At 66.6% G+C, this 16678-nt stretch carries 12 protein-coding genes; 11 read left to right on the forward strand and 1 reads right to left on the reverse strand.

Annotated features, from left to right (window positions below; translation table 11 throughout):
• The first annotated feature begins 29 nt into the window (after window positions 1–29).
• The 3 genes from AAGA68_03655 to AAGA68_03665 are packed head-to-tail and all read left to right on the forward strand — an operon-like array spanning window position 30 to window position 7974.
• Complete coding sequence (locus tag AAGA68_03655; protein MEM9384130.1) at window positions 30–1013, forward strand: alcohol dehydrogenase catalytic domain-containing protein; 984 nt, start codon at window positions 30–32, stop codon at window positions 1011–1013.
• The gene (locus AAGA68_03660) at window positions 1010–4468 is read left to right on the forward strand and encodes a PD-(D/E)XK nuclease family protein (GenBank protein MEM9384131.1); all 3459 of its coding nucleotides are present in this window, start codon (window positions 1010–1012) and stop codon (window positions 4466–4468) included. Before AAGA68_03655 ends, AAGA68_03660 begins: the two co-directional genes overlap by 4 nt.
• Window positions 4465–7974 (forward strand): UvrD-helicase domain-containing protein, encoded by a 3510-nt coding sequence (locus AAGA68_03665; GenBank protein MEM9384132.1) that lies wholly within the window; start codon window positions 4465–4467, stop codon window positions 7972–7974. Before AAGA68_03660 ends, AAGA68_03665 begins: the two co-directional genes overlap by 4 nt.
• A 19-nt stretch (window positions 7975–7993) precedes the next feature.
• Here AAGA68_03665 and AAGA68_03670 read toward each other — a convergent pair whose 3' ends face one another.
• Window positions 7994–8638 (reverse strand): histidine kinase, encoded by a 645-nt coding sequence (locus AAGA68_03670; GenBank protein ID MEM9384133.1) that lies wholly within the window; start codon window positions 8636–8638, stop codon window positions 7994–7996.
• Between the two features lie 248 nt (window positions 8639–8886).
• Here AAGA68_03670 and AAGA68_03675 point away from each other — a divergent pair, with 248 nt between their 5' ends.
• The 8 genes from AAGA68_03675 to AAGA68_03710 are packed head-to-tail and all read left to right on the forward strand — an operon-like array spanning window position 8887 to window position 16671.
• Complete coding sequence (locus AAGA68_03675; protein ID MEM9384134.1) at window positions 8887–10275, forward strand: anthranilate synthase component I family protein; 1389 nt, start codon at window positions 8887–8889, stop codon at window positions 10273–10275.
• The gene (locus AAGA68_03680; protein MEM9384135.1) at window positions 10272–10868 is read left to right on the forward strand and encodes an aminodeoxychorismate/anthranilate synthase component II; all 597 of its coding nucleotides are present in this window, start codon (window positions 10272–10274) and stop codon (window positions 10866–10868) included. The genes AAGA68_03675 and AAGA68_03680 overlap by 4 nt, the downstream gene beginning before the upstream one ends.
• Window positions 10868–11923: an anthranilate phosphoribosyltransferase gene (gene trpD / locus AAGA68_03685; protein MEM9384136.1), complete on the forward strand. Its 1056-nt coding sequence runs from the start codon at window positions 10868–10870 to the stop codon at window positions 11921–11923. Before AAGA68_03680 ends, trpD begins: the two co-directional genes overlap by 1 nt.
• Window positions 11920–12762, forward strand: a complete 843-nt coding sequence (locus AAGA68_03690) for an indole-3-glycerol-phosphate synthase (GenBank protein MEM9384137.1) — start codon at window positions 11920–11922, stop codon at window positions 12760–12762. The genes trpD and AAGA68_03690 overlap by 4 nt, the downstream gene beginning before the upstream one ends.
• 7 nt (window positions 12763–12769) lie before the next feature.
• Entirely contained in the window at window positions 12770–13387 is a 618-nt protein-coding gene (locus AAGA68_03695; GenBank protein ID MEM9384138.1) for a phosphoribosylanthranilate isomerase, read from the forward strand.
• Window positions 13388–13439: 52 nt separating this feature from the next.
• Window positions 13440–14711: a tryptophan synthase subunit beta gene (gene trpB, locus AAGA68_03700; protein ID MEM9384139.1), complete on the forward strand. Its 1272-nt coding sequence runs from the start codon at window positions 13440–13442 to the stop codon at window positions 14709–14711.
• Entirely contained in the window at window positions 14708–15484 is a 777-nt protein-coding gene (trpA, locus tag AAGA68_03705; protein MEM9384140.1) for a tryptophan synthase subunit alpha, read from the forward strand. Before trpB ends, trpA begins: the two co-directional genes overlap by 4 nt.
• Before the next feature lie 35 nt (window positions 15485–15519).
• The gene (locus tag AAGA68_03710) at window positions 15520–16671 is read left to right on the forward strand and encodes a DUF1028 domain-containing protein (GenBank protein ID MEM9384141.1); all 1152 of its coding nucleotides are present in this window, start codon (window positions 15520–15522) and stop codon (window positions 16669–16671) included.
• Window positions 16672–16678 lie beyond the last annotated feature (7 nt).

Genomic DNA, 16678 nt, shown 5'->3' on the forward strand with positions numbered 1-16678 from the left:
CCAGAGCCTGCGCGGGAGAGCGACCACTGATGCGAGCGCTGATGCTCGAGGCGAGCAGCCTCTCGCTACGCGATGTGCCGAGACCCTCCCCCGTGAATGACGGCGATGTGGTGGTAGACGTAGCCCTAGCCGGCATATGCGGCACGGACCTTGAGCTCCTGAGAGGCTACCTGCCCTTTGCGGGGATACCCGGGCACGAGTTTGTGGGTCGCGTGGGTAATGCCGGCTCGAGTCAGTTTCCCCGCGGCGCGCTCGTCGTGTGTGAGATCAATGTTGGGTGTGGCCGCTGTGACTTCTGCGCACGAGGGCTGAAGAACCACTGCCTGGAGCGGCAGGTGATCGGTGTGCGCGGTCGTCCGGGCGGCTTCGCCGAGTCGGTCAGCGTGCCGCGAACGAATCTCTATCGTGTGCCGGCTAACGTAAGTGAACACCAGGCTGTGTTCGTCGAGCCACTGGCAGCCGCCCTGCAAATCCCGGATCAGGTCGAGGTGCTGCCCGGCATGCGCGTGTTGGTGATCGGGGCCGGTCGCTTGGGGCAGCTGGTCGCTCGCGTGTTGGCGCTACACGCGGTGGACCTACTCGCAGTCACCCGCCACGCGCGCCACCGCCAGTTGCTCGAGCAGGTGGGCGTCGCGAGCATTACACAGGACGAGGTGGACACCGCCAGCGCCGATCTGGTCATCGATACCAGCGGTCACCCCTCTGGCTTGGCCCTTGCCATGCGCGCCATCAGGGCGTGTGGCACCTTGGTCGTGAAGAGCACCTTCGCCGGTGAGCTGCCCCTAGACCCCAAACGTTTGGTGGTCGATGAGCTCACGGTCGTGGGCTCGCGCTGCGGGCCCTTTCAACAGGCACTTGAGGCCCTCGCGACAGGCCAGGTGGATCCAACGCCGTTGCTCGATGACGTATTTCCCCTGGAACGCTTCGAGGAGGCCTTCGCCGCGGCCAAGCGTCCGGGAGCCTTGAAGGTCTTGCTCGATCCACGGGGCCGCGGCGGGGATGAGCGCGCGTGAGCGTCGAGGTCTGTGTCACCGCCGCCGCCACCGCTCGCCTCGACGCAGCAGCGCGATGGTTGGCCGCTCGCGAAGCCAGCGAACCGCTGCTAATCGTCGGTCCGACCGTCCAAGCAGCTAACGAAATCGTCTACCAGCACTTGGGGTCGACGGGCGGTGTCTTCGGCTGGCATCGCCTAACCCTCAATCAGCTTGCCTCGCAGCTCGCCCTTCCCGCCTTGATCATGCGCGATAACCGGGTGCCGGTAGGGCCTCTCGGCACTCAGGCTGCCATCGCCCGCGCAATCCAGCAGGTGCGCGAGGCCGGCGCCTTGGGGCGCTATGAGCAGGTGGCTTCCACGCCCGGATTTGCACGGGCGGTGGATCGGACACTCGGTGAACTGCGCATGGCGGACGTGTCGCTCGCGCGCCTGCGAGAAACGGATGGCGCGCTCGCGGCGATCGCCGCTGCCCTCGACGGCGTGCTGGCCGACGCGGGCCTAACGGATCGGACAAGCGTGCTGCAGGCGGCATGCGAACTCGTGGAGCAGCTGTCGGAGTCCGAGCAGTTCCCGCTCCTGGGGCTGCCCACGCTGCTGCTCGATCCGGAGCTTGCATCGCCCCTTGAATGTCGCCTGCTTCGGGCTGTCCTGCGCTTGGCGACGCCCGCGCTGGTCACCCTGCCTGCGGCGTTGGAGAGCGCTAGCGACGTGCTGGGCGAGGCCTCTCTGGCGAGCTTAAGTCCTCGACAGGTGGAGGGTATGGGCAGTCGCTCTCCCGCGTCCTCCGCGGAGCAGCGCTTGTTGGAGCGGTTACAGAACGGTCTGTTTGGGGCGACCGACCGCACCGAGGACGCCCCCCGAGCGGTTTCGCCTACCCCGAGCGACGCCGGTGAGCCGGCGCATCCGTTCACGCTGGACCTGTTCTCCACACCGGCGGGTGTAGAGGAAACGCCCGCACCGCGCGCGAGCCTCAGTGTCTTCTCCGCCCCCGGGGAGAGTCGAGAGTGCGTCGAGATCGTTCGCGCCATCCGCGATGCGGCGCGTGAGGGCGTCGCCTTCGACCGAATGGCAGTACTGCTGCGTGCGCCAGAGCAATATCGTCCCCACCTCGAGGAGGCCTTCACCCGAGCCGGGATTCCGGCGTGTTTCGCCCGTGGTGCTGTCCGCCCGGATCCGGCCGGTCGCGCGTTCCTAGCGCTTCTCCACTGCTGCGATGAGGGGCTCTCCGCTCACCGCTTCGCCGAGTACCTTTCTCTGGGCGAGGTGCCTGCCGCGTCACCGGCGGAGGCCGCCGAGGCGCCGGCCGCTGAGTGGGTTGCACCGGACCCCGAGCTCGCCCCGATCCTAGGTGTTCAGGAGGACGATCAAGCGGACGGTCTACGAGGCGATAGCGCCCTTGGCGATCCCGTTCCCGGGGACCCGAATCAGGCTGTTCAGGGTGGCACCTTGCGCGCGCCTCGGCGCTGGGAGCAGTTGCTGCACGAAGCTGCCGTGATCGGCGGCGAAGCGCGCTGGCAGCGCCGCTTGGACGGACTTAGGCAGGCACTGGAGGTGGCCCGCGACGAGTTGGCAGGGACCGACGAGGACGTGCGTCAGGCGATGGTCGAGCGCGATCTCGACGACCTGACTCACCTCACGGACTTCGCCCTGCCAGTGATGGCGCGCTTAGCGCAGCTGCCGAGCGCGTCGCCCTGGGGAGAGTGGCTAGATCGCCTAGCGCCCCTCGCCAGCATGACCTTGCGCGATCCGCGCAGGGTTCTCGCCGTGCTATCTGAGCTTCGCCCAATGGCTGGCGTCGGGCCGACTGAGCTAGCAGAAGTCATCGCTGTTTTGGGACCGCGCCTTCGTGAGCTGGCGGAACCACCCCCGCGCAGTCGCTACGGACGTGTCTTCGTTGCGCCGGTGGCCAGTGCGCGGGCGATGGCCTTCGATCGTGTCTTCGTTCCCGGTCTGGCGGAGAAGCTATTTCCGCAGAAAATCAGCGAGGACCCGATCCTCCTAGACGCCGTGCGCGCTGAGCTTGAACCTGCCCTAAAGACTAATCGGGATCGCGTGGAGCAGGAGCGCTTGGCTCTGCGCTTGGCGGTGGGCGCTGCTCGTGAGCACGTCGTGCTTTCCTACCCGCGGATGGACATGGAGCAGGGGCGCCCTCGAGTCGCGTCCTTCTACAGCCTAGAGGCGATTCGTGCGGCCGAGGGCGAGTTACTGGATTTCGAAGCTTTGGCCAAGCGCGCCGAGCGCCAAACGCAGGCACGTATCGGTTGGCCAGCCCCCGATTCGCCGGGCGAGGCCATCGACGAGGCGGAGCACGACTTGGCCTTGCTGCAGGGTGTGTTACAGGCCGATGAGGGGCGAGCAGCCGGCGCCGCGCGCTATCTCCTCGACGCCAACAGCTACCTCCAGCGGGCACTGCGCTTCCGCGCGCGGCGCTGGCTACGCCGGTGGACGCCTGCCGATGGCTTGGTCGGCCCTCTGGGCGATGCGGCCAAACAAGCCCTAGCCAGCCATGCGCTAGACCAGCGTACCTACTCCCCGACGGCACTCCAGCACTACGCCGCGTGCCCTTACCGTTTCCTGCTCTACGCGGTACACAAGCTGGGTCTTCGCGAGGTTCCGACGGCGATCGATCAGATGGACCCGCTGCAGCGCGGTTCCCTCGTGCACGACGTGCAATTCCATCTCTTTACGGAGCTGCGCGAAGACGGCAGCTTGCCCGTTCGACCCGATAACTTGGCCACCGTCTTGGATCGCCTGGACATCGTGCTTTCGCGTATCGCGAGAGACTATCAAGATCGTTTGGCACCAGCCATCGAGCGCGTCTGGGACGATGGGATCGCCGGCATCCGGGCAGATCTGCGTGGCTGGCTCTCCCGAATGAGCGAGGACGAGTCTGGGTTCGTCCCCTGGGCCTTTGAACTCGCCTTCGGCCTGCCGGACGCGCACGATCGTGATGCCCGATCCGTCGCCGAGGGTGTGGAGCTAGCGAGCGGCATCCGCCTTCGCGGGGCCATCGACTTGGTCGAGCGGCGGAGCAACGGCGAATTGCGCGTCACCGACTACAAGACCGGCAAGAACGTGGCCGAGAAGCATCAGATCGTCGGCGGTGGAGAGCACCTGCAGCCCGTACTTTACGCCCAGGCAGCGGAGCGGATGTTCGCAGGGGACGGGGCGAGCGTAACCTCTGGAAGGCTCTGGTACTGCACCACGCGTGGCGACTACGGCGAACACGAGGTGCCCTACGACGATCGGGCGCGCCAAGCCGCCCAGAGCGTCGCGGATACGATAGGCACTGCCCTGAGTCAGCAGTTCCTGCCCGCCGCCCCAGCCTCCGCCGATAAGACCCTCAAGAAGCGCTACTCCACCTGCGAGTACTGTGATTACCGAGTTGTCTGTGGCCCCTACGAGGAGGAGCGCGTACAGCGCAAGCCGTCGCAAGAGCTGGCTGCCCTCGCGCTCCTGAGGCAACTGTCGTGAGCAACGCCCGGCGCGTGCCCGCCGATGCGGCAGCCCGCCACACCATCCTCGAGGAATTGGACCACTCCCTGTTCGTCGAGGCGGCGGCAGGCACGGGCAAGACGACGGCGCTAGTCGGCCGCATGGTGGCCTTGATCCGCTCCGGTCGCGCCCAGCTCGACACGCTTGTCGCCCTGACGTTCACGGACAAGGCGGCGGGTGAAATGAAGCTGCGCTTGCGCGCCGCGCTCGAACGCCAGCTAAGGGATCTGGAAAATTCGCAAGAGCAGGCGAAGCGCCTACGCGATGCTCTATCGCAGTTGGAGCTGGCGGCGATTACGACGATCCACGCCTTTTGCAATGATCTGCTGCGCGAGCGCCCGGTGGAAGCGCAGGTCGATCCCCTGTTCGAAATCGCTGCCAGCGACGAGGAGGCAATGATTGCGCGGGCCTTCGACAATTGGTTCGAGCACGCCGTGGCGGAACCTCCGCCTGGGGTGCGCCGCGTGTTACGCCGTGAGGCCACCAGTGCCCAGGCGGACAACGGCCCGCGCCAGCAGCTGTTCGCGGCCGCGCGCGCGCTGATCGACACTCGCGACTTCGATGCGCCCTGGGCGCGAGAGAGCTTCGATCGCGATGCGCAGATCGACGCGCTGATGACGCAGGCGAACGATGTCGCCGCCCTGGCAGCGCTGTCCTCATGGCCGGACGATTACCTCACCCAGAGCCTGCGCAACCTCGACCGCGAACTGGCCGAGGTTCGTCAGCGCGAGCAGGCGGCGCAGGGACAGCGCGACTACGACGGCCTTGAGGCGAAGCTACGCGCTCTGGCGCGGCCGAAGCCCGTGTGTTGGCACTGGAAGGGGTCGAAGCGAACGCAATACGGCGAGCTCGATCGGGACACCGTACTCGAGCGTCGCGATGCCCTGAAGGCGGCGCTGGATCGCTTCAAAGCCGCCTGCGAGGCAGACCTTGCACCCCAGCTGCAGCAGGAGCTGCGCGCGGTAGTGGATGCCTACGAGAAGCAAAAGGCCAGCGTCGGCAAGCTCGATTTCCTCGATCTGCTGATCCGCACGCGCGACCTTCTGGTGCGCGACAGTGCCGTGCGCACCCTACTTCAGCGGCGCTACAGCCATTTCTTCGTCGACGAGTTCCAGGACACCGATCCCCTGCAGGCCGAGATATTGCTGCTGCTGGCAGCCGATGACCCCCAGCAATGCGATTGGACAGCGGTCCGCGGCGTGCCAGGAAAGCTGTTCATCGTGGGTGATCCGAAGCAGTCGATCTACCGCTTTCGCCGCGCTGATATCGCCATCTACGAAGATATCAAGCGCCAACTAACCGACGCCGGTGCACGGGTTCTGCACCTGAATACGAGCTTTCGCAGTCGCCCGGCGATTCAGCGCTTTATCAACGCAGCCTTTAGGCGCGCGATGGCCGGTGAGCGACAGGCGCGCTACGAGGCACTGGCCCCTTGGCGTGAGGAGGAGACCTCCCAGCCGGCGGTCGTGGCGCTGCCGGTGCCGCGTCCCTACGGTGACTACGGCACGGTGGTGAACTTCCGCGTAGACGCCTCCTTGCCGGAGGCCGTCGCTGCCTACATTCAGTGGTTGGTGGAGGAAAGCGACTGGAAGGTGGAGGAGAATGGGCAACGGGTGCCCCTGCGTCCGCGCCACGTGTGTGTGCTCTTCCGTCGCTTCAAGACCTTCAACCGAGACGTCACTCGACCTTATGTGCGAGCGCTGGAAGCGCGTCGCATCCCGCACATGTTGGTGGGCGGTCGCTCCTTCCACGACCGGGAAGAAGTGCTCGCCTTGCGTAACGCCCTGGCTGCGATTGAGTGGCCGGACGATGAGCTTCGGGTCTTCGCCACCCTGCGCGGCCCCCTCTTCGCGTTCTCCGACGAGGCGCTTCTTGCCTTCCGCTTTGCGGCCCAAGCTGATGGCACGATCGCTCGCAGGCCCCTGAATCCCCTCGTTCGCTTCGAAGGCGAGGACGGACGGCTGGCCGAGGATGTCAGCGAGGACGATAGGCAGATCATCGAGGCGCTCACGCTCCTGCGCGAGCTGCACGTTCGCCGCAATCGACGCCCCCTAGCGGAGACGGTCACACGCCTGCTGCGCGCTGTGCGCGCTCACGCGGGAATCGCGATCTGGCCGACGGGGGAGCAAGCCCTTGCAAATGTCTTGCGCACGGTGGATCTCGCCCGCCGCCACGAGGCGCGAGGCGCCATCTCCTTCCGCTCCTTCGTGGAGCAACTCGAGCGCGACGCGCAGGCCCGCGAGGCCGAGGAAGCGACGGTTGTGGAGGAGGGCACGGAGGGCGTGCGTATCATGAACACGCACAAGGCCAAGGGCCTGGAGTTTCCGGTCGTGATCCTGGCCGATCCCACGTGCTCGCGCGTGAGCGACCGTCCCAGCCGACACGTGGACGCGAGCAAACGCCTTTGGGCCCAGCGCCTTTGCGACTGCGTGCCGCCGGATCTGGCCGCGGTCGCGGCGCAGGAGCTAGCCCGGGAAGACGAGGAGTCCGTGCGCCTGGTTTACGTGGCGGCGACCCGTGCCCGCGACCTCTTGGTGGTGCCGGCGATCGGCGACGACCCCCTGGCGGGCTGGCTCGACGTGCTGCACCCGGCGCTGTACCCCAATCGAGAGGAGCGCCAGCTCGCCGTGGTCGCCAACGGCTGCCCGCCCTTCGCCAGCGATACGGTGTTGGAGCGGCCGCCCAACGCGCGCACGCAGGTGGCTGCCGTCATCCCAGGTCAGCACCGTACCGCCGACGGCGAAGCGGAGGTGGTCTGGTGGGATCCGGGTCTGTTGGCGCTCGAGCCGCCGCGCGAGGTGGGACTTCGCCAGCAGCGCATCCTCGAGGTGGACGAGGGAGGCAGGGCTGAGGCCAGTCAGACGCACCATCGCCAGTGGCAGGAGGAGCGGCAAGCGGTGCTGGTGCGCGGCAGCGAGGCGAGCTGCCGCGTGCGGACGGCCACGGCCTTAGCGGCGGATCGGGAGCGTGGCCAGGTAGACCCGGAGCCGGCGGTCGAGGTCTCGGCGGTAGAACCGATCGACCCGGCGCGTCCCAGCGGTCGCCGCTTCGGCACGTTGGTGCACGCAGTGCTGGCGAGCGCCGCACTTGGCGCCGACGAGCCCGCTCTAGGGACCGTCGCCAACGTCCAGGGGCGGCTCCTGGGAGCGAGCGCGGAGGAGGTGTCCGCAGCGATCGTCACCTGCGCCGGCGCCCTGAATCATCCCCTTGTTCAGGAGGCCGCCGGTGCCCAGGCGCGCGGCACCTGCTATCGCGAGTGGCCTGTCTCAGCCAAAGCCACGCCCGACGGCCCAACCATCGTCGAAGGCGTCATCGATCTGGTATTTCGCGACGCGGAAGGCGATTGGTGCGTGGTGGACTTCAAGACCGACCGTGAGGTGAGCGAGCTCGCGGAGCGCTATGCAATCCAGCTCCAGGCTTACGGTAAGGCACTAGCGCAGTCCCTGGGCACGCCGCCGACCCGCTTGGTGTTACTTCGGGTCTAGGGTAAGCCGCAGCGCGGGGTCAGTGCGGCCACCGCAGGCGCATAGACAACGTCCCGGTGCCGGTCTCGGCGCTGAACTTGCCGCCCAGCGCCTGCAAACGGCCGCGCAGCAAGGCCAGGCACGCCTGCACCTGCTTTTCATCTCCAGGCGGTACACCCACTTCGCGCTTGTCGAAGCGAGCGTCCACTTGCACCGCCAGCTGGTTGCTCGCGGCGGCCGACAGTGTCAGGTCTTTCACCCCCTTATGCAGCATGGCAAAGCGCGCGGCGTCGACGATCAGGTGATGGAGGTGCTGACGCTCGGTGCCTGTCAGGCTCGCCTCCGGCAGGCCGGGGGCAACGTCAAAGGGGCGCTGGAAGCGCTCGCTGAGCTCACTTGCTAGATCGCCGAGCAGGCGGGCGAGTGAACTGGTCTGAGCGCTTGGGTCAAGCGTCCGGCTGAGGCCGCGCGTTCGTTCTGCTGCCTCCGCCAGCAGGGTCGCCAGCTGGCGCTTGGCGTCGCCGTCGCGCGCCTCTCGCCCTGCCGAGCTCATCAGCAGCACTCCCGTGAGGGCCTGGCCTAGGCCATCGTGCAGTTCTTTGGCCAGTCGGCACCGCTCCGCGTCGATGGCGGCGAGCACCCGGTGATCCGTTGCGTGCTCGTCATCTGGTAGCTTGTGATCCACCGCACGGCCTCCATCTGCCGGCGCTTGACGCTCCAGGTTGCGTTGGTACTATCACTTCCATGACGACGCAAATCGAGTGGACGAACGATCTCCGGTGGTGGCGCCCCCGCTGACAGCGAGGGGGTACTGTTCGCACGCGTTCCACGAGTCGTCCGCTTCAGACCCATCTCCTCCGCGCCGGGGTGATGGGTTTTTTATTGTCGGCGTAGGCCGGGTCTCGCGGCCCGGATCGCATCCCAAGGCAGCCGATGCAAGACGCTTTCGACATCATCGCCGACACGGAAACGCCCGTGTCTGCGTTTCTCAAGCTCGCCCCGTTGCGGCCTCGCTATCTGCTGGAAAGCGTGGAGAGCGGGCTGCAGGTATCGCGCTACTCCATGCTCGGCTTTGGCGAGGCGACGGAGGTCACCTTGACCGGGGAGCGCTTCGATGTCGACGGTGTCGACAGGCCGCTGCCCCGGGACCGTGAGCAACTGTTGAATGCGCTGCGCGAGCTGCTCGCCCACGCGCCCCGTCCCAAGCCCCAGGTGGAGGGGCTGCCATTCGCCGGCGGTCTGGTCGGCAGCGCGTCTTACGACCTAGTGCGGTTCTTCGAGCGTTTGCCGAATCACGCCGCGGAGGTTTTGGGCGAGCCCCTCGCTGCCTTCGTCGCGACCCGCTCCGTGCTCGTGTTCGATCACCTCACCCGCCGCGTCGCCTTGCTCCACGAGGGCACCGAGGGCGAGCGCCGGGCCCTGCGCGATCAGGTAGTGAGCTTGCTGCGTAGCGCCCTGCCAGCGCACCCGACGCAGGGCCGCTTCGAGACCGGTCGGCAGAGCATGGCGCGGGGCGATTACCTGAGCGCTGTCGACCGGGTCAAGCAGTACATTCGGGCGGGTGACGTGTTTCAGCTGGTCCTATCAGTGAGCTTCGGCGGTGATTGCGATCTCGACCCGTTTACCACCTACCGCGCCCTACGCCTGATTAACCCTTCTCCCTACATGTACTTCGTGGACGTGGGCGGGATGCAGATCGTCGGCTCATCGCCTGAGGCTCTCGTTAGGCTACAGCAAGGTATCGCCTCCTTGCGCCCCATCGCAGGCACCCGGCCACGAGGTGCCTCCGCAGGTGAAGACCAGGCGCTTAAAGACGAGCTTCTCGCCGACGCGAAGGAGAACGCGGAGCACGTAATGCTGGTGGACCTGGCACGTAACGACCTGGGGCGCGTAGCGGCGCCTGGCTCGATCGAAGTGGCGCCGTACCGGCACATCGAGCACTACAGCCACGTCATGCACATGGTTAGCGGCGTGCGGGGCCGACTGGAGGCCGATCGTGACGCCTTTGATTTGTTCGCGGCGACCTTTCCTGCCGGCACGCTAGTGGGCGCGCCCAAGGTGCGGGCGATGGAGATTATCGATGAGCTGGAACCGCAGCGCCGCGGGGTGTACGGCGGGACCGTCGGCTACTTCGGTGCCGGTGGCGGGATGGACCAGGCGATCGCGATCCGCACTCTCGTGTTCAAGGACGGCGCCTACCGCTACCAGGCGGGCGCCGGCATCGTTGCCGACAGCCTTCCCCACCGTGAGTACGACGAGGTGTTAGCGAAGGGGGCTGCCTTGGAGCGCGCTCTGCTGATGGCAGCGGAGGGGTGGGCATGAGCGTTACGACAACCGCGGCGCGCGTGCTGCTGATCGACAACTACGATTCCTTCACTTTCAACTTGCTGCAGGCCTTTCGCGAGCTCGGCGCGCAGGTAGATGTGTACCGCAACGACGTACTCAGCCTTGAGCAGGCCAAGTCGATCGCGCCTTCGCACCTGGTGATCTCCCCTGGCCCCGGCACGCCGGACGATGCGGGCTGTTCCATGGACTTCATCGCGGCGTTCTCGGGCAAGGTGCCTGTGCTCGGGGTGTGCCTGGGTCATCAGTCCATCGTCCAGAGCCTCGGCGGGCGCATTTCGGCTGCCGTGACGCTGATGCACGGGAAGTCCTCGGCCGTCTCCCACGATGGCAAGAGTGTGTTTGCCGAGCTCGACAATCCCTTTATCGCTGGCCGCTACCACTCTCTCGCGGTGGAGGAGGACTCCCTTCCGGAGGTGTTGCGGGTGACCGCGCGCACGGAGGATGGCGAAATCATGGGGGTGCAGCATCGCGAGCTCCAGGTGCACGGCGTGCAGTTCCATCCCGAGAGTATCCTCACACCTCAGGGCAATCAGCTACTCGGGAACTTCCTCGCCCTGCGCGAGGGGTAATGACCATGACGAGCGACGTGCAAGGATCGAGCGATACAGCACGGGGTTGGTTGGCCCAGTTACTAGAAGGCGATGACCTGCAAGAGGCGCAGGCAGGTGCCCTGCTCGAGGCTTTGGCTAGCGGCGCCCTAGACCCCGCTCTGGCCGGTGGATTGCTGTGCGCCCTGCGCGCCAAGGGTGAGAGCGCCGATGAAATTCGCGGATTCGCTCGTGCCATGCGCGCCCTCGCGGTGACGCCGGCCCTCGACGCGCAGGACAGCATCGACATCGTGGGCACGGGCGGCGACGGCTCCGGAAGCTTGAACCTTTCCACCGGGGTCTCCTTGCTTGCTGCCGCGTGTGGCCTGCGCGTCGTAAAGCATGGCAATCGCTCCGTCTCCAGCCGCTCCGGGAGTGCCGACGTGCTTGGCGCCTTGAACGCGGCTCTACCCCCAGTGCCTGTGGAGGCAGGGCAGTGCCTAGACGCTACTGGCTTTACGTTTCTGTTCGCTCCGCACTTCCATCCGGCCATGAAGGCGATCGGCCCGGTTCGCCAGGCGCTCAAGGCGCGCACGATCTTTAACGTGCTCGGCCCGCTGACCAATCCCGCGTCGCCTCCCTACTATCTGCTAGGTGCCTTCAGCGAGCCCATGGCCCGGCTGATGGCGCAGGCCTTGGCCGGACTGCCTCTCGCGCGCGGCTTCGTTGTGCACGGCGCCCCAGGTTGGGATGAGGCCACCCCTTGTGGGCCCTTTCACCTGTTCGACGTAAGGGACGGTGAGGTGCGACACGAAGTGCGCGACCCTGCCTCGCTGGGTATCGAACGCTGCACGCCCCAAGCGTTGGCCGGTGGCGACGCTCAGGAGAACGCGACCCACCTGCGCGCGGCCCTAGGCGGTGATCCTGCACAAGGTCCGCACATCGACGCACTGGTCTTGGGCGCTGCGCTGGCCTTGGAGGTGAGCGGACGCGTCGGAAGCCCGAGCGCGGGTGTCGAGCGCGCGCGGGAGGCGATTGAGAGCGGCGCAGCGAAGGCCTGGCTTGCGGGCCTGCAGGCGTGGGGGACCAGCGCGTGAGTGAGGATTTCCTGCAGACGATGGCGCGAGCGTCAGCCGCGAGGGTAGTCGAGGCCAGGGCGTCGCTCGATGAGACGACCCTGCGCAACCGCGCCTTGGGCACTCCAGTGCCACCGGTGCTGCGCGCGCACGACGGCGGGTTCGACATCATCGCTGAGGTAAAGCTAACCTCACCTGCGGCGGGCGTGCTTGCCAGCCGGGACACGGCGATCGGCGAACGGGCCTTGGCGTACGCGCGGGCGGGCGCTGCTGCCGTTTCCGTGCTCACCGAGCCGATGCGCTTTGACGGTCACCTAGACCACCTGCGTGAAGCCGCCGTCGCGCTGAACGGCACGGCAACGGTGGCGATGCGCAAGGACTTCCTGGTCGATTCCTATCAAATCTACGAGGCCCGCCTCGCGGGTGCCGGCGGCGTCTTGCTAATCCTGCGCATGCTGGACGACGAGCGCTTGCGGCAGCTACTCGATGTGGCCACCGAGTGTGGGTTGTTCGTGCTTCTCGAAGCCTTCGATGAGGGCGACCTAGAGCGAGCATTGCCCTTGCTTGTAGGACGAGCAGCGAACGGTGCGGCGCCTTTGCTCCTGGGCGTCAACTCGCGTGATCTGCGAACCCTAGCCGTCGATGGTGATCGCTTTGCCAGATGTATCGGTGCATTGCCTCGCGAGGTGCCAGCGGTGGCCGAAAGCGGCCTGGAATCGCCAGAAGATGTTGCACGAGTGGCCACCCTCGGCTATCGATGGGCCCTGATAGGGTCGGCGCTCATGCGCGACCGGTCCCCCGAAGGCATCTTGCGACGAATGCTGGATGCTGGCCGGCGCGTCGTGAACGGCGAGAGCTGATCGGATCATGGCGCTCGTCGTGAAGATCTGTGGTGTGACGAGTGCCGAGGCGATCGAGGCGGTGATCGCGGCAGGTGTCGACCGCGTGGGGTTCGTGTTCGCGCCTTCACCGCGACAGGTAAGCCCAATGCGGGCAAGGCAGCTCGCCATGGCATTGCCGCGACACATCGAGCGGGTTGCCGTGCTCAAGAAGGCGGCACAGGATGCGGTGAGCGAGGTGCTGGCGAGCTTCCCAGCCGACTGGATACAAGCAGATGCGTCTAGCCTCACTCATCTGTCACTACCGCCTACCGTGCGTGCCATGCCGGTGCTTCGCGACGGGGAGGTGGCGGCCCTGAGGTGCGTGCCCTCGCCGCTGCTCTACGAGGCACCGGTAAGCGGCCAGGGTGTACGCGCTGACTGGAACGCCGCCGCAGAGCTCGCTAAGGACGCGTGGCTCATGTTGGCGGGCGGGTTGCACCCCAGCAACGTCGCGCAGGCCGTGCGGCAGGTGCAACCTGCAGGCGTCGACGTGAGCAGCGGCGTGGAGCGAGCACCGGGCGAGAAGGACCCTGAACGCATCGCGGCCTTCGTCGCGGCAGCCCGCGAGGCCGCGAGTACCCTGTCCACGCGAGTGGGCGGCTGAGCAGAGAACTGCGCGACCCCGGGGGGGAGCGCTACTTGGAGGAGAGATGACGATGAGCGCTGTCAAAGATGCAGCGATCGACGGTGAAGCCCTGCTGAAGGCTTTGCTCGAGGGTAAGCTCCCCGACGATCGCGGTCGCTACGGTGAGTTCGGTGGTCGCTACGTCCCTGAGACGCTGATCCCAGCCCTGCAGCGCCTTGACCAAGGCGTGAGCGAAATACTGTCTACGGAGGCCTTCGAGCGAGCCTACCGCCATGAGCTTCACACCTGGGTCGGCCGCCCGACGGCCATGACCCATGCGCCTCACCTCAGCGAGGCTTGGGGCGCGGACGTTTGGCTCAAGCGCGAGGATCTTGCGCACACGGGCGCGCACAAGATCAATAACGCCATTGGCCAGGCTCTGCTTGCAAAGCAGCTCGGGGCGAAGCGAATCGTCGCCGAGACCGGCGCTGGGCAGCACGGCGTTGCGACGGCGGCCGCCTGCGCGCGAATAGGCATGCCCTGTCGCGTGTACATGGGTGCGGTCGATACAGAGCGCCAGGCGCCAAACGTTCGCCGAATGCATCTGCTAGGTGCCGAGGTTTTCCCGGTGGGCAGTGGCGATGCCACTTTGCGTTCAGCGATCGACGAGGCGCTACGCGACTGGGTCTCCGACCCTGAAGGCACCTATTACATGCTCGGCTCGGCGGTCGGTCCCCACCCCTATCCGCTTCTCGTGCGCCGCCTGCACGCGGTGATTGGACGGGAGTCGCGCGAGCAGCTGCTTGCGCAGGCGGGTGGGTTGCCCGACGCGGTGTTCGCGTGCGTGGGCGGAGGATCCAATGCCATTGGCCTGTTCCATGGATTCCTGGGCGACCGAGAGGTAGCCATCTACGGTGTCGAGGCGGGTGGACGAGGTCTTTCCCTAGGTGACCATTCAGCCACCTTGGCACGCGGTAAACCCGGTGTGCTCCACGGCAGCTACTCGATGCTCCTGTTCGACCGGCATGGGCAGATTCAAGAGACGCACTCGGTTTCGGCGGGCTTGGACTACCCAGGGGTGGGGCCGGAACACGCGCTGCTGCAACAGATTGGGCGAGTGCGTTACGAAGCGGCGAGTGATGAGGAGTCCCTGGAGGCGCTCGCCGAGTGTTGCCGCACAGAGGGCATCCTGCCGGCGATCGAGACGGCGCACGCTTTCGCCGGCGCCCGTCGCTGGGCCAAGGTCAACCCGGGCAAGCGACTGCTCATCGGTTGCTCGGGCCGCGGCGACAAGGACGTGGATACGCTAGCGAAGGTGATGCCGTCGCTCGCCGCCGCACCGACCGGAGGAGCGGGCGTATGAGCACCTTGAGCGAGACCATCACCCGGGCCATCGAGGCGGCGCGCACGGCGGGCAGGCCCGCCCTAGTACCATTCTTCACCGCGGGCTATCCCTCGCCAAGTGCATTCGCAAACACCTTGCGCGAGATCGCAGGCGCTGCCGACGTTGTGGAGATTGGCGTGCCCTTCACCGATCCCATGGCAGATGGTATGAGCATTCAACGGGCCAGCCATGCGGCGTTGGAGGCGGGCGTGAGCCTGAGTTGGATCTTCGAGCAGATCGAGGTTCTCGAGGGTCGACCGTCCACGCCCCTGCTGCTCATGAGCTACCTAAATCCACTGTTAGCTTTTGGTTATGAGGCGCTGGCCGCGCGAGCGGCACAGGTCGGTGTGGCTGGCTTTATCGTGCCCGACCTGCCCTTTGAGGAGAGCGCTGATCTGCGCGAGGCGCTAGCTGCCGAGGGCCTGGCCTTGGTGCAGCTTGTCTCTCCCCTGACCAGCGATGAACGCTTGGCTGTGGTCTGCGAGGCCAGCGGAGGCTTCGTCTACGCAGTTACGACCACGGGCGTCACCGGTGGCGCGGGTGGTCTCGGGGACAGCGTCGGCGCCTACCTGGATCGGGTGCGCGCCGCCTCGCCACTGCCTGTCTGTGCCGGTTTCGGCATCCGCAGCGCCGCCGACGTGCAGCGTCTGGCGAGCCATGTCGACGGGGTGATTGTGGGTTCGGCCTTGGTCGAAAGCCTGGAGCGTGGCGCTGCGCCCGCTACCATGCTGCGTGAACTAGCTGGCGCCTGAGCCTCGGGCGTCGCACCAACGGAAAGGAGTCCATTATGTTTTTCAATACCTTACGCCGAAGTGCGGCGCTGGCCCTGGTCCTCGGACTTAGCGCGGCTCTGCCCGCGTCCGCCACCTGGTCCGTCATCATCACGGATTCCGCGACCGGTGAGGTGGCGATCGGCTCGGCCACCTGTGTGCCCTTCGTCGATCTCAAGCGCGAGGCCAGCGTGGTGCGTGTCGGTCGCGGTGCCGGTGCGGCGCAGAGCTTCGTAGAGCCGACCGGGCGCAACCGCGGCATCATTTTCGACGAGCTTGCCAACGGCACTGCGCCAGCGACCATCTTGGACATCCTCGAAGCTCAGGACAGCGGCCACCAGACCCGCCAGTACGGCATCGCCGATACGCAAGGCCGCGCCGTGGGCTTTAGCGGCAGCTCCAACGGCGCCTTCGCTAACGACGTCAGCGGCACCTCCGGCACCCTCGCCTACGCGGTGCAGGGCAACGTGATCACGGGTCAGCCGGTGCTCGATGAGGCCGTTTCCGCCCTGCTTCAGCCGGGCGACCTACCTACCCGCCTGATGCGCGCGATGCTCGCCGCCCGGGACCAGGGCGGTGACGGTCGCTGCTCGTGTTCGCCCTTCGATGCCGATGGCTGCGGCGCCCCACCGCCGGACTTCGACAAGTCCGCGGACGTGGGCTACATGCTGGTGGCGCGCGTCGGTGATTCGGACGGCGCCTGCAGCAGCAATGGCTGCGCGACAGGCGAGTACTACATGGATCTAAATGTGGCCTTCGCCGCGCCCAGTGACCCCGACCCCGTGGACACCCTGTTCGCCGAGTTCCAAGCCTTCCGCGCGCAAAAGAGCGGTGTGCCCGACCACTTCCGCACCCTGAAAATCTTCACCGCCGACACGCTGCCGGCAGATGGCGCCAGCATCACTCGCTTGGTGCTGGTGGCCCGCGATCTTCGTGGCGCACGTATCACGAACGGGGGCGCGACGGTGGATGTGTCCGTCGATCCCGCCAGTGACGCAGCTGCCACCGTGCAGCCTGTGGTCGACCGCAACAACGGTATCTACATCGTGCCCATCGTGGCGGGTGAAGATGCCGGTGAGGTTAGCCTCAAGATCACTATCGACGATGGCAGCGGCCCGGTCGAACTGCAGCCCCAGCCCGTGCTCGAGCTGGTGCCCGCGAGTCGCTAGGAGATCG

Source organism: Pseudomonadota bacterium (assembly GCA_039193195.1).
Taxonomy (GTDB): domain Bacteria; phylum Pseudomonadota; class Gammaproteobacteria; order Steroidobacterales; family JBCBZW01; genus JBCBZW01.